This window comes from Cronobacter muytjensii ATCC 51329 (genome assembly GCF_001277195.1).
Taxonomy (GTDB): domain Bacteria; phylum Pseudomonadota; class Gammaproteobacteria; order Enterobacterales; family Enterobacteriaceae; genus Cronobacter; species Cronobacter muytjensii.
Genome location: NZ_CP012268.1, coordinates 2,014,062 through 2,028,038, shown reverse-complemented (window position 1 = coordinate 2,028,038; position 13,977 = coordinate 2,014,062). Strand labels below are relative to the sequence as shown.

At 59.8% G+C, this 13,977-nt stretch carries 10 protein-coding genes; 3 read left to right on the top strand and 7 right to left on the bottom strand.

Going from position 1 to position 13,977, the window contains the following annotated elements; translation table 11 throughout:
* Nucleotides 1–70 precede the first annotated feature (70 nt).
* On the bottom strand, nucleotides 71–1,240 hold the full coding sequence (locus AFK63_RS09390; RefSeq protein WP_038863139.1) for a MalY/PatB family protein: 1,170 nt from the start codon (nucleotides 1,238–1,240) through the stop codon (nucleotides 71–73).
* Between the two features lie 14 nt (nucleotides 1,241–1,254).
* Nucleotides 1,255–2,844: a maltose/glucose-specific PTS transporter subunit IIBC gene (gene malX / locus AFK63_RS09385; protein WP_038863138.1), complete on the bottom strand. Its 1,590-nt coding sequence runs from the start codon at nucleotides 2,842–2,844 to the stop codon at nucleotides 1,255–1,257.
* Nucleotides 2,845–3,016: 172 nt separating this feature from the next.
* Between malX and AFK63_RS09380 the strand changes: the two genes are divergently transcribed.
* Nucleotides 3,017–4,045: a Mal regulon transcriptional regulator MalI gene (locus AFK63_RS09380; protein WP_038863137.1), complete on the top strand. Its 1,029-nt coding sequence runs from the start codon at nucleotides 3,017–3,019 to the stop codon at nucleotides 4,043–4,045.
* Nucleotides 4,046–4,087: 42 nt separating this feature from the next.
* On the opposite strand, the gene AFK63_RS09375 is transcribed toward AFK63_RS09380, so the two are convergent.
* Both AFK63_RS09375 and manA read right to left on the bottom strand, forming a co-directional pair.
* A complete protein-coding gene (locus tag AFK63_RS09375; RefSeq protein ID WP_038863136.1) occupies nucleotides 4,088–5,665 on the bottom strand; it encodes a YdgA family protein in 1,578 nt (525 codons plus the stop codon).
* A 99-nt stretch (nucleotides 5,666–5,764) separates the two neighbouring features.
* Nucleotides 5,765–6,943, bottom strand: a complete 1,179-nt coding sequence (gene manA, locus AFK63_RS09370) for a mannose-6-phosphate isomerase (protein ID WP_038863134.1) — start codon at nucleotides 6,941–6,943, stop codon at nucleotides 5,765–5,767.
* 205 nt (nucleotides 6,944–7,148) lie between these two features.
* Between manA and fumA the strand changes: the two genes are divergently transcribed.
* On the top strand, nucleotides 7,149–8,795 hold the full coding sequence (gene fumA / locus AFK63_RS09365) for a class I fumarate hydratase FumA (RefSeq protein WP_038863133.1): 1,647 nt from the start codon (nucleotides 7,149–7,151) through the stop codon (nucleotides 8,793–8,795).
* Nucleotides 8,796–9,015: 220 nt separating this feature from the next.
* The gene (gene fumC / locus AFK63_RS09360; protein ID WP_038863132.1) at nucleotides 9,016–10,413 is read left to right on the top strand and encodes a class II fumarate hydratase; all 1,398 of its coding nucleotides are present in this window, start codon (nucleotides 9,016–9,018) and stop codon (nucleotides 10,411–10,413) included.
* On the opposite strand, the gene tus is transcribed toward fumC, so the two are convergent.
* From tus to AFK63_RS09345, 3 genes are all read right to left on the bottom strand, one after another.
* Nucleotides 10,414–11,343 carry a DNA replication terminus site-binding protein gene (gene tus, locus AFK63_RS09355; RefSeq protein WP_038863131.1) on the bottom strand — a complete coding sequence of 310 codons (930 nt, stop codon included), beginning with the start codon at nucleotides 11,341–11,343 and terminating at the stop codon, nucleotides 10,414–10,416.
* Between the two features lie 405 nt (nucleotides 11,344–11,748).
* Entirely contained in the window at nucleotides 11,749–13,035 is a 1,287-nt protein-coding gene (rstB, locus tag AFK63_RS09350) for a two-component system sensor histidine kinase RstB (protein ID WP_038863129.1), read from the bottom strand.
* Nucleotides 13,036–13,061: 26 nt separating this feature from the next.
* Nucleotides 13,062–13,967 (bottom strand): LysR substrate-binding domain-containing protein, encoded by a 906-nt coding sequence (locus AFK63_RS09345; protein ID WP_038863127.1) that lies wholly within the window; start codon nucleotides 13,965–13,967, stop codon nucleotides 13,062–13,064.
* Nucleotides 13,968–13,977: the final 10 nt, after the last annotated feature.

The following is a 13,977-nucleotide window of genomic DNA, read 5'->3' as shown; positions in this document are numbered from 1 at the left end:
TATAAAAATATTTGCGACCGGAAAGCTACGTTGCGCAACAAAAGAGGGCCCGGAAGGGCCCCTTTTGCGTTCAAAGTGACCGAATTGCGCAAATAAGCCGCTCGACGCCCTGTTCCAGTTTGCTGCGCGGGCAGCCGACGTTCAGGCGAATAAAGCCGCGCCCCTCTTCGCCATAGGTGGTGCCGGGCATAATGGCGACCTTTTCGCGCATAATCAGCGCCTGCTGTAAGGCATCGTCATCGATGCCGAGGGGTCGCAGGTCGATCCATGCGAGATAGGTCGCCTCGGGCGGTTGCCAGCGCAGTTGCGCAAATGCATCGTTAAGGCGCTGCGCCACAAAACGCAGGTTATCCTGAAGATAGCCACGCAGCGCGTCGAGCCAGGGCGCGCCTTCACGATACGCGGCGATATGCGCCACCAGCGATAACACGGCAGGTGAGGAGAGCCCGTCGCGGCCTTTCAGCGCCTGGAAATACGCGTTGCGGTCATCATCGTGCGCGAGAAGCCCCCACGCGCCGGTCAGCGCCGGAATGTTAAAGCTTTTGGACGCCGACGAGAACAGCGCCCAGCGCCCCTGACCGACGTCGCACCAGGGGATATGCTGATGCCCCTGCCAGACCATATCCATATGGATTTCATCGCTGATGACCCGCACGTCATAACGCGCGCAGAGCGCGGCCATCGCCTCCAGCTCGTCACGCCGCCAGACTTTACCCGTCGGATTATGCGGGCTGCACAACAGCATAATTTTGCAGGTCGGGCGCGCCAGCCGGGCTTCCAGCGCGCGCATATCGCACCGCCAGCCCGCATCGGTCAGCGTGAGCGGGGCGCTCAGCACTTGCCGCCCGTTGCCTTCGATGGCCTTCGGGAAGGCGTCATAGGCGGGCGTGTGGATAAGCACTTCGTCGCCTGGCGTCGACCACTGGCGAATCAGTTGCGACACCATATAGATAACCGACGGACCGTAAACCAGGGTTTCGGGCGCAATCTGGCTGCCAAAACGCGTGGCGTACCAGTGCGCGACCGCGCCGGTAAAATCCGGATTTTGCCAGCGGCTGTAGCCGAGCACGCCGTGGGCGAGCCGCGTCGAAACCGCCTCCAGTACGCAGGGCGCGGTCGGAAAATCCATATCCGAGATAGTAAAGGGCAGCAAATCGTCCACGCCGAAACGGTCAGCGACATAATCCCACTGGGTGCACCAGGTGCCGCGGCGATCCACGGCCTGTGAAAAATCGTACATTCTGCCTCCCGCGTTTACGCCTGTACCGAATGCATCAGGCTGTCCATTTCATCTTTCACCGACTGCACCTGCGGGCCAATGACCACCTGCAAATTATGCTGGTTAAGTTGCACCACGCCGATAGCGCGATTCGCCTTAAGCGCCGCGCTGTCCACCCGTGACATCTCTTTGACCGTGAGGCGCAGACGCGTAATGCAGTTATCCAGCGACGTGATATTTTCCGCACCGCCGAGCGCCTTCAGAATAGCCGGCACGTCATAGCCCGATTTTCCGCTAACGCCTGACGTGACGACGCTTGCCGTCGCGCTTTCAGCCTCCCGGCCCGGCGTTTTGATATTAAAGCGGGTAATCGCGAAGCGGAAAATCGCGTAATAGACGGCGAACCAGACGCCTGCCACCACCGGCACCCAGTACCATTTGGTCGACAGCCCGTGCAGCACGCCAAAGACCACGAAATCGATAATATTGCCGTCGGTGTTGCCGATAGTGACGCCGAGTACCGCCATCATGGTAAAGCCAAGCCCGGTCAGCAGCGCGTGGATGAGATAAAGCGCCGGGGCCACGAACAGGAACAGGAATTCCAGCGGCTCCGTGGTGCCGCCGACCACACAGGCGATGACGCCGGAAATCAACAGCCCCTTGATTTTATGACGGTTCTCCGGGCGCGCGCAGTGGTACATCGCCAGCGCCGCCCCCGGCAGGCCGCCCAGGAACGCCGGCATTTTGCCCTGCGAGAGGAAGCGCGTCGCGCTTTCGGCAAAGCCGTGCGAGGCAGGGCAATTCAGCTGCGCCTGGAAGATAGTCAGCGCGCCAGAGACGCTCTGCCCGCAGACATCCAGCGTGCCGCCCGCCTCGGTAAAGCGAATCAGCGCCACCAGAATATGCTGCAAACCAAACGGCAGCAGCAGGCGCTCGCCGGTGCCGAAAATCATCGGCGCGAAGCTTCCGGCGCTGTTGATAAGCCAGCCCAGCGCGTTGATACCTTTAGCAAAAAACGGCCAGATCAGCGGAATGGTCAGCCCGACCAGGCCCATCACCACCGTGGTGACGATCGGTACAAAACGCGTGCCGCCAAAAAAGGCCAGCGCGTCCGGGAGGCGCACTTTGTGGAAGCGCTCGTGCAGCAGCCAGATTATCACGCCCGCGATCACCGCACCCAGAATGCCGGTGTCGATGGACTGAATGCCGAGCACCGACTGCACGTTACTGGCCTTCAGCAGCGCCGGGTCCTCTGTCGGTAAGATGCCTTTTGCGGTCAGCCAAAAATTGACCGCCAGGTTCATCACCGCGTAGCCCACAAACCCTGCGAACGCCGCCACGCCTTTATTTTCACGCGCCAGCCCCAGCGGAATGGCAATACAGAACATCACCGGCAGGAAACTGAAGGCGAACGAGCCCATTTTGCTCATCCAGGTGAAAATGAGCTGCAACACGCTGTTGCCGAGAAACGGCATCAGCGTAATGACGTCATGACTACTGAGCGAACTGCCGATGCCCATCAAAATGCCGCAAAACGACAGCAGCGCCACCGGCAACATAAATGTTTTGCCGAGCTGCTGCATAAATCCCCACAGCGTGATTTTTTGTACCGTGTTCGCCGTCATAAACGACTCCTCGCGTTAAATGATCCATCGCCTGAACGAAGGATTGCAAGATAAAACGTTTTACCAAAGTTTAATGCGCGTTGAATCACAGAACATTACCCAGGCCTGACGGCTATAATAGCGTTTCAGGTAAAAGGTTTTATCTGGCAGGAGCGGAGCAAAAGCGTAGTCAATGACACAGGCGAAAAGAATCACTATCAATGATGTCGCGCAGGCGGCGGGCGTGTCCGTTGCCACCGTGTCGCTGGTGCTGAGCGGCAAAGGTCGTATCTCCAGCGCGACCGGGCAGCGGGTAAACGACGCCATTGAGCAGTTAGGGTTTGTGCGCAACCGCCAGGCGTCGGCGTTGCGCGGCGGGCCAAGCGGCGTTGTCGGGCTGATTGTGCGCGATCTCACCACGCCGTTTTACGCCGAACTGACAGCCGGGCTTTCCGAGGCGCTGGAGGCCCAGGGGCGGATGCTGTTTCTGTTGCAGGGCGGGCGTGATGAAGCCCGGATGCAGCGCTGTCTCGATACGCTGCTCGATCACGGCGTGGATGGCGTGGTAGTGGCAGGCGGCGGCGGGCCGGGCGCGTCGTGGCAGGCGCAGGCTCGTGGGCGCGGCATTCCACTGCTGTTCGCCTCGCGCGCCAGCCATCACGATGAAGTGGACACGGTCCGGCCTGATAATCAGCAGGCGGCGCGTCTGGTCACCGAACATCTTATCCGTCGCGGCCATCAGCGCATCGCCTGGCTGGGCGGCGCGAGTTCCTCACTGACCCGCGCTGAACGGCTCGGCGGCTACTGCGCGACGCTGTTGCAGTACGGGCTGCCGTTTCACAGCGAATGGATTGTCGAGTGTCAGCCGGGGCAGAAACCCGCGGCGGAAGCCATTACCGAACTCCTGCGCGTTAACCCGACCATCACCGCCGTGCTGTGCCATAACAGCACCGTCGCGATGGGTGCCTGGTTTGGCCTGATGCGTGCCGGGCGGCAGAGCGGAGAGGCGGGGTATGAGAGCTATTTCGAAAACAGCGTCACGCTGGCGGCGTTCGCCGACGTACCGGAAGAGCGGCTTGATGAAGTTCCGCTAACGTGGGTGACGACGCCCGCGCGGGAGATGGGCCACTGCGTGGCGGAGCGGATCCTGCAGCGCATTCAGCACGGCGATGAGCCGGCGGGGAGCCTTATCATCGGGCCACGGCTGGTGGCGTACCGTTAAGACGCGCCAAAAAAACGGCCTCCCGGGAGGCCGTTTTCTTTTTTACTGCTGCGGGACGGAAAGCGCAGGGCCTCGCGGCGCAGGGGCAGGGGCCGCGCCCGGCGCGTCAAGCTCCGGCATCGCCTGCGGCTCTGGCGCGTTAAGACCCGGCAGGCCGAACATGCCGATAAACTCCGCGAGCGGCATTTTCTGACCGTTCAGGTTCACCTGACCGTTTGCGTACTGCAGGCTGGTCACAATGCTGTTGTCCTGCATGGTGGTGATGCGGAACATCTGGCCCATCGCCGCCAGGCCTTTCACCTGCTGGCCCGCCAGTTTCTCGGCGTCCGCCTGTTGATAGCCTTCCAGTTTCGCGACCTGGGTCATCATCTCGGTCGCCATATCCACCGGAATAACCAGCTTGCTGTCGAGGCTTTTCACCACGCGATCGAGCTGCTCCGCCGGACTGGTCTGCGCGGCGCTCACCGGCGCCTGGCTCGGATCTTTCAGGAACAGCGACAGGTTAAAGGTGCTTTCGCCTTTGGCGTTTTTCCAGCTCAGCGGCGCGACGGTAATCACCGGGTTGCCTTTCAGCAGCAGCGGCAGCGAAGAGACGAGGATCTCGGTGGCCTGTTGCTGATAAAGCTCCGGATTATCCATAATGCCCGGTTGCGCCATCAGCGCCCGGCTACGCTCGTTATACTGCTGGCTGAACTGGTGCCACGCCTGGCCGTCGATGTTGCCGATTTTCAGCGTCATCTTGCCGCTGCCAAGATCCTGATTCTGCACTTTCAGGCTGTTCATGGCGTAATCCATCTGGCTGTCGATGCTTTTGCCATCTTTCGCCACGTCAGACTTGCCGTTCAGGCTGATGCCTTCGAGCAGCGCCATCTCCTGACCTTCAATCGCGATCGCCAGTTTTTCGAGGCTCAGCTTCTGCTCGCCAACGCGCTCTTTAAAGCTGGTCATCTTTGTGTTGCCGTCAGTTTTCAGGCCGTTGAAGGTAAGCTGCACATGCTGGCCGTATTCGTTAACGGCATTAACCAGACCGCTGTCCGCTTCGCCTTTCAGGCTCACGTCATTGCCGTCTTTGTCGGCATCAAGCTGGAAATCACCGCCGCTGAACGCCACTTTCTCATCCGGGGTATCATAGTTCAGCGCCTGAAGCTTGATATCGCTGGAGGTCGCGCCGCCGTAGCCAATACGGGTCTGCACATCGGCGAACGATTTGCCTTTCGCCATATCAAACAGCGCTTTGGTGGTATCGTTGTTCACAAGCGTGGTATGCACCGACGCCATCGCTGGCAGGATATTGAGCTTTTTCAGATCGGCCAGCGGGAACGGACCGTGGCTCACTACCTGATCCAGCACCACGCTCTGGCCCGGCTTCAGCAGCGCTTCCTGCTGGCCCGCCGCGGGTTTGACCACCAGTTGCAGATGGCTGCTGAACAGGCCGCGCTGGTAATCCTGGTAGCCAAGCTCAAGCCCGGCCTGCGGCGCGCTGAGCTTAAGCTGCGCGTTGGCTTCGGCGACCATTTCGCCGACATGTTTTTCAAACTGCTTACCGGTGTACCACGCGCCACCTGTCCAGATAACCCCGAGAGCGACAATCACGCCCACGGCGACCAGCGATTTTTTCATAGTTCAGTTCCCTTAAAACGAAGCCAGACGGCGGTCCGTCTGGCATGACTGGCAAAGATGTTACCAAGCTTAGCAATCCTTGCTTAAAAGATCAGTAACTTAGTTGAGCTTATTATATACGCGCGCGAGACGACCCACGCCGCTCACGCTGACCGGCGATTCATTCGCCGCCACGAAAGCGGATTCGCCCGGTTTCAGCGTCAGGCGCTGGTCATCTTTGCTGAGCACCGCTTCCCCTTCGACGCAAAAAAGAATGGCCGCGCTCGCCTGCGCCAGGCGCTCAGGCTGCGTGCCGAGATCGTGCAGCGAGAAGGCGAAATCCTCGACCGGGATGGGGAAATTAAGCGTTGCGCCGTGTTGCTCAGGTTGGGTCAGCAACTGCGCCGCCGGTTTGGCGACAAATTTCACGTTGGCGACCAGCTCCGGGATATCGATATATTTCGGGGTCAGGCCCGCGCGCAGCACGTTGTCGGAGTTCGCCATCACCTCCAGCGCCACGCCCTGGAGATACGCGTGCGGCGTTTCGGCGAACAGGAACATCGCCTCGCCAGGGTTGAGTTTCACCACGTTCAGCAGCAGCGGCGAGAAAAGCCCGCTGTCGTCCGGGTAGAACTGCGCGATAAATCGAATGGTGTCCCACGGTTCGCCCTGCTGGCTCTCGACGGTTGCTTTCAGTACCGCCAGCGCGCGGGATTTCTCCTCGCCCTGCATATTCAGAAGCCCGGCGAACAGTTCACGCAGGCGGTCGGCATCCGGCGCGGCCAGGAAATGCGCGATGGCGGTATGCGCGCCCGCGACAGGCTGGAGCAGGGATACAATCTCAGAAAACTCACGAAACGCGTTCATGGCGAGGAACGGCGTCAGGGCGAACACCAGCTCCGGCTTGTGGTTCGGATCTTTGTAGTTCCGCTCGGCGGCGTCCAGCGGAATACCCGCCGCGTTTTCACGCGCGAAGCCTTCTTCAGAGGCTTGCTTGTTCGGGTGCACCTGAATGGAAAGCGGCTGATCGGCGCACAGCACTTTAAACAGGAACGGCAGCTCGCCGAAGCGCGCTGCCACCTGCTCGCCGAGCAGGGCGGTTTTATCGGCGTCGATCACATCACGCAGCGCGCGGATGTTGCCCTGCGTGTCCTGCACCTGTGAACTGCTCTTCGGGTGAGCGCCCATCCACAGCTCCGCCATCGGCACGCCGTCCGGGTTTTCCACGCCATAAAGTTCCGTTAACGCCGTTTTACTGCCCCAGGCATAGTTCTGCACCGAGTTAATGAGTTTCTGCATGATCAGTCCCTGTATTCGGAGGAAAAAAGTTTTTTGGTATTAAACCAATAAAGCGGACTGATGTAACCCGGCTGGGCAAAAAGTCGGTTTAGTCTCAGTTTTTGTTAAAAAATTGTGTACCATGTGGCGACTCGCTTTTTCATGCCGCACATGGACCATGTGGCGGACGACACATTTCATAACTGAAGCTGTAAGTGAGAGTGCAATGTCTGGTAAACCCTTCTTCTGGCAAGAGCCTTTTCCACTGAAAAAGGACGAGACCGAGTATTATCTGTTAACCCGCGATCACGTCTCCGTTTCCGAATTTGAAGGTCAGGAAATCCTGAAAGTCGAGCCGCAGGCGCTGACGCTGCTGGCTCGCCACGCCTTCCACGACGCCTCGTTTATGCTGCGCCCGGCGCATCAACAGCAGGTGGCGGATATTCTGAGCGACCCGGAAGCCAGCGAAAACGATAAATATGTGGCGCTGCAATTCCTGCGCAACTCGGAGATTGCCGCCAAAGGCATTCTGCCGACCTGCCAGGATACGGGCACCGCGATCATCATGGGTAAAAAAGGCCAGCGCGTCTGGACCGGCGGCGGCGATGAAGCCGCGCTGGCGCAGGGCGTCTATGAGACCTACACGCAGGATAACCTGCGCTATTCGCAAAACGCGGCGCTGGATATGTACAAAGAGGTCAACACCGGCACCAACCTGCCGGCGCAGATTGATCTCTACAGCGTCGACGGCGACGAGTATAAATTCCTCTGCATCGCCAAAGGCGGCGGCTCCGCCAACAAAACCTATCTCTACCAGGAAACCAAAGCGTTGCTGACGCCTGGCAAACTGAAAGCGTATCTGGTGGAGAAAATGCGCACGCTCGGCACCGCGGCCTGCCCGCCGTACCACGTGGCCTTTGTCATTGGCGGCACCTCGGCGGAGGCGACGCTGAAAACGGTCAAACTCGCCTCGACCAAATATTATGACGGCCTGCCGACCGAAGGGAACGAGCACGGCCAGGCGTTCCGCGACGTTAAGCTTGAAGAGGAGCTGTTGCAGGAGGCGCGCAATCTCGGCCTCGGCGCGCAGTTTGGCGGCAAATATTTCGCGCACGATATTCGTGTGATCCGTCTGCCGCGCCACGGCGCGTCCTGCCCGGTGGGTATGGGCGTCTCGTGCTCCGCGGACCGCAACATCAAAGCCAAAATCAACCGCGATGGCATCTGGATAGAAAAGCTCGAAAGCAACCCCGGCAAATATATTCCAGAGGCGTTGCGTCGCGCCGGCGAGGGCGAAGCGGTGCGGGTCAATCTCAACCGTCCGATGAGCGAGATCCTGGCGCAGCTGTCGCAATACCCGGTTTCCACGCGGCTGTCGCTCTCCGGCACTATCATCGTGGCGCGCGATATCGCGCACGCGAAGCTCAAAGAGCGCATCGACAGCGGCGCGGGGCTGCCGCAGTACGTCAAAGATCATCCTGTCTACTACGCGGGCCCGGCCAAAACGCCGGAAGGGTACGCCTCCGGGTCGCTCGGCCCGACCACCGCCGGACGCATGGATTCTTACGTGGATCTGCTACAGTCTCACGGCGGCAGCATGATTATGCTCGCCAAGGGCAACCGCAGCCAGCAGGTGACCGACGCCTGTCAAAAACATGGCGGCTTCTACCTCGGCAGCATCGGCGGCCCGGCGGCGGTACTGGCACAGAACAGTATCCGGCATCTGGAGTGCGTTGAATATCCGGAACTCGGTATGGAAGCTATCTGGAAAATCGAGGTGGAAGATTTCCCGGCGTTTATCCTGGTGGATGACAAAGGCAACGATTTCTTCCAGCAGATCCAGTCCGGCCAGTGCTCGGCGTGCCTGAAGTAATGTAACGCCTTGCCGGGTGGGCGGCTGCGCTCACCCGGCCTGGCTAAATATAGCGCGGCATCACCTACAGGCAGGTAAGCTGAAGCCGCCACCTGACACCCAAGCATCAAAATCGCCACCCCACAAGAGCGCACAAAGCGCCGTGCAGGTTTTTTTAACGCATCAATACTTATTCCTTAAGCCTGTGAGCTATCCCATCTTTGTTATCAAGGAGAAAGTAATGACCGCCTACCGCAGTGAAAAAGATTCCATGGGCGCAATCGACGTGCCGGCCGATAAACTCTGGGGCGCGCAAACGCAGCGTTCGCTGGAGCATTTCCGTATCTCTACCGAGAAAATGCCCACGGCGCTTATCCAGGCGCTGGCGCTGACGAAACGCGCCGCCGCGAAGGTCAACATGGATCTCGGCCTGCTGCCTGCCGAGCGCGGCGACGCCATCATCAACGCGGCGGATGAGGTGCTGGAAGGCGCGCACCCGGACGAATTCCCGCTTGCTATCTGGCAGACCGGCTCCGGCACCCAGACCAACATGAACATGAACGAGGTGCTGGCCAATCGGGCGAGCGAAATTCTCGGCGGCGAGCGCGGTATGGCCCGTAAAGTGCACCCGAATGACGACGTCAACAAAAGCCAGAGCTCAAACGACGTTTTCCCGACGGCGATGCACGTCGCGGCGGTTATCGCCCTGCGCGAACAGCTTATTCCGCAACTCCGGGTACTGCACAAAACGCTCAGCGACAAGGCGAGCGCCTTTAGCGATATCGTGAAAATTGGTCGAACCCATCTGCAGGACGCCACGCCGCTGACGCTCGGCCAGGAGATCTCCGGCTGGGTGGCGATGCTTGAGCACAATCTTAAGCATATCGACCACAGCCTGCCGCATCTGGCGGAGCTGGCGCTCGGCGGCACGGCCGTCGGCACCGGGCTCAATACTCACCCGGAATATGCCGAACGCGTGGCGAAAGAGCTTGCTGCGTTCACCGGCCAGCCGTTCGTGACCGCGCCCAATAAATTCGAGGCGCTCGCCACCTGCGACGCGCTGGTGCAGGCCCACGGCGCGCTCAAAGGACTCGCGGCCTCGCTGATGAAAATCGCGAACGATGTACGCTGGCTTGCAAGCGGCCCGCGCTGCGGCATCGGCGAAATCTCTATTCCGGAAAACGAGCCGGGTTCTTCCATCATGCCGGGCAAAGTCAACCCGACCCAGTGCGAAGCGCTCACCATGCTCTGCTGTCAGGTCATGGGCAATGACGTGGCGGTGAATATGGGCGGGGCGATGGGTAACTTCGAGCTTAACGTCTTTCGCCCGATGGTTATCCATAACTTCCTGCAATCGGTGCGTCTGCTGGCGGACGGCATGGAGAGCTTCAACCACCACTGCGCGGTCGGCATTGAGCCGAACCGCGACCGCATCAGCCAGTTGCTTAACGAATCGCTGATGCTGGTGACCGCGCTCAACACCCATATCGGCTACGACAAAGCGGCGGAAATCGCCAAGAAAGCGCATAAAGAGGGGCTGACGCTCAAGGCCTCCGCGCTGAAACTCGGTTATCTCAGCGAGGAGGAGTTTGACGCCTGGGTGCGCCCGGAAGAAATGGTGGGCAGCATGAAGCCCTGATCAGGGCGCGAGGTAGAGGTGCAGGCGGGGGATCATCATGACGAGCGCTTCCGCCTGCGGCTTATAGCGGTGCTGGACGTTTTCCGCGTCGTAATCAAGCAGCTCGCCGATATCCGGCACCGCGCCGCCGCGCGTGGCGTGGCACAGCACAATCAGCGGCGACGGGCAGGCATACTGCACCTGTCGCTGGTTTTGCGCATACCAGACCCGCGCCACCGGCTGCACCTTCACCGGGCGCTTGATTTTTAACCGCGCTTTTTGCGGCAGCGCCGCGATATCGTTGTACTCCTGCGTCAGCCTCGCGTGCCACTGCTCTTTGGTTAGCCCGCCCACCGCGCGCGGCGCTTTAAGCCCGCGCTCCAGCATCGCCAGCACTTCATCACGCGTCAGGTTTTTAATGATGTGTTTATTAGCCCAGCCGAAGCGCAGCGTGGCCGGATTATCCAGCACCGTCAGACGGCGGTAGGCATTGAGCGTAATAAGCCCCGGCAGATAGCGGTGTACCCACTCAAAACGTTGGGTGGAGGGCAGGCCCGATTCCACGGTGATGATCTCTTCGAGCTGGGTTTTGAGCGTGTTGATTTTCTCAGCCAGCGCGTGCAGCGCCTTATGCTTTGCGTCATCAACGCTAAAGCAGACCGCGCCAGGCAGGCGCACCGCCGCCTTGCTGCTGCGTTTCTCCGACTGCTGCTGGATAAACAGGTGCGTAAAGTGGCGCAGCGCCGCCTCCTGCGCCTCTTTGCCGATTTTTTGCGTCACGGCGATAGTGAGTAACGGATCGTGCTCTTTGCCTTTTTCCACTTCCGGCAGAGTGAATACCCGTCCCGCCAGCAGGCGACAGGCCGCAAGGCCATCGCGCATTTCCATCAGCGCGTGTTCTAACTCACGAAAAGTGATATTGAGGCGTTCAACCAGATCGTAACGGGCCATGATGATCTCTCATTAGTTACAACATACTATATATTTAGCACAATTTCGCCGGGTTTAGCCATAGCGAATTAAAAAGTCAGGCAGAAAGGATGGGGGCGCAGAGGAGAATGGGCGTTAAAGCGTGTTCATGTGGCGCGGGCGAGGTGAGAACGGTAAGTGAGAGGGCGAAACAGCGGATGGCGCTTCGCTTAACCCCCTTACGCGTGGCATGCCTCAGGCGTACAGGCTAGCGTGCAGGGCAGGCAAACGCACCCGCCATGCTCCCACTCCGTTCATGCAGGTATGTTGTCAGCCGCCATCCCACCAGTTGCTTCGCATATGTATGTCATAACCTGGCTGCGTGCAGGGCGGGCAAGCGCAGCGCACCCGCCATCGACAACCGGCTCAATCTCGCGCACCCCGAAATTACGCGTCATCAGGCACTACTGGCCAACTGAAACGAAAATGCGCGCCGCCGAGCGTGCTCTGCGCGACGCTCACCTGGCCGCTCATCGCGGTGGCGATCGACTGTACGATGGCGAGCCCGAGGCCGCAGCCGCCCGTAGCGCGATCGCGGCTCGGGTCGAGACGCACAAACGGCTCGAATACCCGGCTGCGTTCTGCTTCCGGAATGCCGGGGCCGTCGTCTTCCACTTCAAGCGTCGCCTGCGCGCCCTGCAGCGATAACCCGATCCTCAGCCGCTGTTCGCTGTAACGCAGCCCGTTATTCACCAGATTATCCAGCACGCGCTCCATCAGGCGCATATCGAGCGCGCCGTAATCGCCTTCATCAACGCGAGCCAGCACCAGCTCGCGTTCCGGGTGCAGCGAGCGCGCGTCATCGACATACTCATGCAGCCAGCGGGACAGCGCCGGGTGCGTCAGGTGCAGTTCCGTTTGCGGGCGGTCGAGTCGCGCATAGGTCAAAAGCTCCTCAATGAGCGCTTCGAGCTGACCGATATCGCGGTTTAGCGCCTGCGACTCCGCCGCGCTCAGGTTATCGCTCATCTCCAGCCGGTAGCGCAGCCGCACCAGTGGAGTGCGCAGTTCATGAGCGATGCCGTCAATAAGCTGTTTTTTGCTGGCAATCAGCGCGTTAATGTTATTCGCCATCTGGTTGAACGCCACGCCGAGCCGCGCGAAGCCCGAGGCTTTATCAAAATGAATGCGTTCATCAAGGTGTCCGTCGCCGAGCCGCTGCGCCGCCGCCTCCAGGCGCAACATCTCCTGCCAGTGGGGCCGCATCCAGATAAACACCGGCAGCGCCAGCGAAATCGCAATCAGCGCAATCAGCGCGATATCCAGCAGCCGCATCTGATGCAGAAAATAGAGATACGGCACCGGGCCGACGGCGAGCACGTAGTGGCTGCGCGGAATACGCTGGATAAACGTATATTCATCGTCCAGCGCCACAATTTCGCCCTCGCGCAGACGGCGGCTGTTGATGTCATCGAGATGAAACTGGCTGAGCGGCTGGATCCGCAGCTTAAACGACAGGTTTAAATCCAGTTCTTTAATGGTTTTGTTCCATTCATGCGGCGGAATTTCCCGCAGCTCGCTGCGCATCAGGTAGAGCGAGCTTTTCATCAGGTCGTCCAGCGACTGGCGGCCCGCGCGTTCGGCGGTGAATTTATAGACCAGCCCGACCAGCATCGTCATCACCAGAAAGCAGACAAACAGCAGCAAATAGAACTGGATAAAGAGTTTTTTCATGACAATCTCTCGTCCGCGCGGCGCGGTTATTTAATGACCGATGTCGTGTGCGGAAAGTTCGCTGCCAGGTGGTCGATAAACGCCCTGACCGCGGGCGGCAGACCGCGGCGCGTGGTAAACACAAGATGCACAATACCTCGCTGCCCCTTCCAGCCGCGATAAACCTGTACCAGCTCACCGCTTTTAAGCGCCTGCGCGCAGACGTGATCCGGCAGCAGCGCAATGCCAAGGCCCGCTATCGCCGCCGCGCGGATCGCCGTGAAATCGCCACAGCTCAGCCGCGGCTGATGGCGAATCAGACAGCGCTTGCCCTGTTCATGTTCCAGCGCCCAGCTGATTTCTCCGGGTTCGTCACTGGTGCCGAGCGTCGGGTAGCTGGCGAGGCTGTCGATATTGCCCGTTAACTGGTTAGCAAGCGTCGGGCTGGCCACCAGGATGCGGCTCGACGTGCCCAGCGAGCGCATGATGAGCTCCGCGTCGCTCGCAAGCTCCGTGCGCACGCGCAGTGCGATATCAATGCGCTCTTCTATCAGGTCGACAGGCCGGTCAATCGCGATGATTTGCAGCCTGACTTGCGGGTAGCGGTTCATAAACGCGGGTAGCGTAGTCGAGATAATTTCTACCAGCCCGGTCGGGCAGCTGAAGCGCACCACGCCCTGCGGCTCTTTATGCGCCTGCGCTATCACCGCCTGGGCTTTTTCCGCCTCCAGCAGCATAGCGCGACACTGTTCATAAAACGCCTGGCCGATATCGGTCACGCGAAAGCGGCGGCTGGAGCGCTCAATCAGCCGCACGCCAAGCTGTGCCTCAAGCCCCGCCACACGGCGGCTTAGTTTTGATTTCGGCTGCTTCAGCGCGCGGCTCGCCGCAGCAAACCCGCCGTGGTTTACCACTTCGGCATAGTAAAAATAGTCGTTGAGATCGGGTTGCATTATCGTTCCT

Bases quoted from the DNA above. Each gene is read 5' to 3' on its own strand.
- AFK63_RS09390 (WP_038863139.1), bottom strand. From the start codon at position 1,240: ATGTACGATTTTTCACAGGCCGTGGATCGCCGCGGCACCTGGTGCACC.
- malX (WP_038863138.1), bottom strand. From the start codon at position 2,844: ATGACGGCGAACACGGTACAAAAAATCACGCTGTGGGGATTTATGCAG.
- AFK63_RS09380 (WP_038863137.1), top strand. From the start codon at position 3,017: ATGACACAGGCGAAAAGAATCACTATCAATGATGTCGCGCAGGCGGCG.
- AFK63_RS09375 (WP_038863136.1), bottom strand. From the start codon at position 5,665: ATGAAAAAATCGCTGGTCGCCGTGGGCGTGATTGTCGCTCTCGGGGTT.
- manA (WP_038863134.1), bottom strand. From the start codon at position 6,943: ATGCAGAAACTCATTAACTCGGTGCAGAACTATGCCTGGGGCAGTAAA.
- fumA (WP_038863133.1), top strand. From the start codon at position 7,149: ATGTCTGGTAAACCCTTCTTCTGGCAAGAGCCTTTTCCACTGAAAAAG.
- fumC (WP_038863132.1), top strand. From the start codon at position 9,016: ATGACCGCCTACCGCAGTGAAAAAGATTCCATGGGCGCAATCGACGTG.
- tus (WP_038863131.1), bottom strand. From the start codon at position 11,343: ATGGCCCGTTACGATCTGGTTGAACGCCTCAATATCACTTTTCGTGAG.
- rstB (WP_038863129.1), bottom strand. From the start codon at position 13,035: ATGAAAAAACTCTTTATCCAGTTCTATTTGCTGCTGTTTGTCTGCTTT.
- AFK63_RS09345 (WP_038863127.1), bottom strand. From the start codon at position 13,967: ATGCAACCCGATCTCAACGACTATTTTTACTATGCCGAAGTGGTAAAC.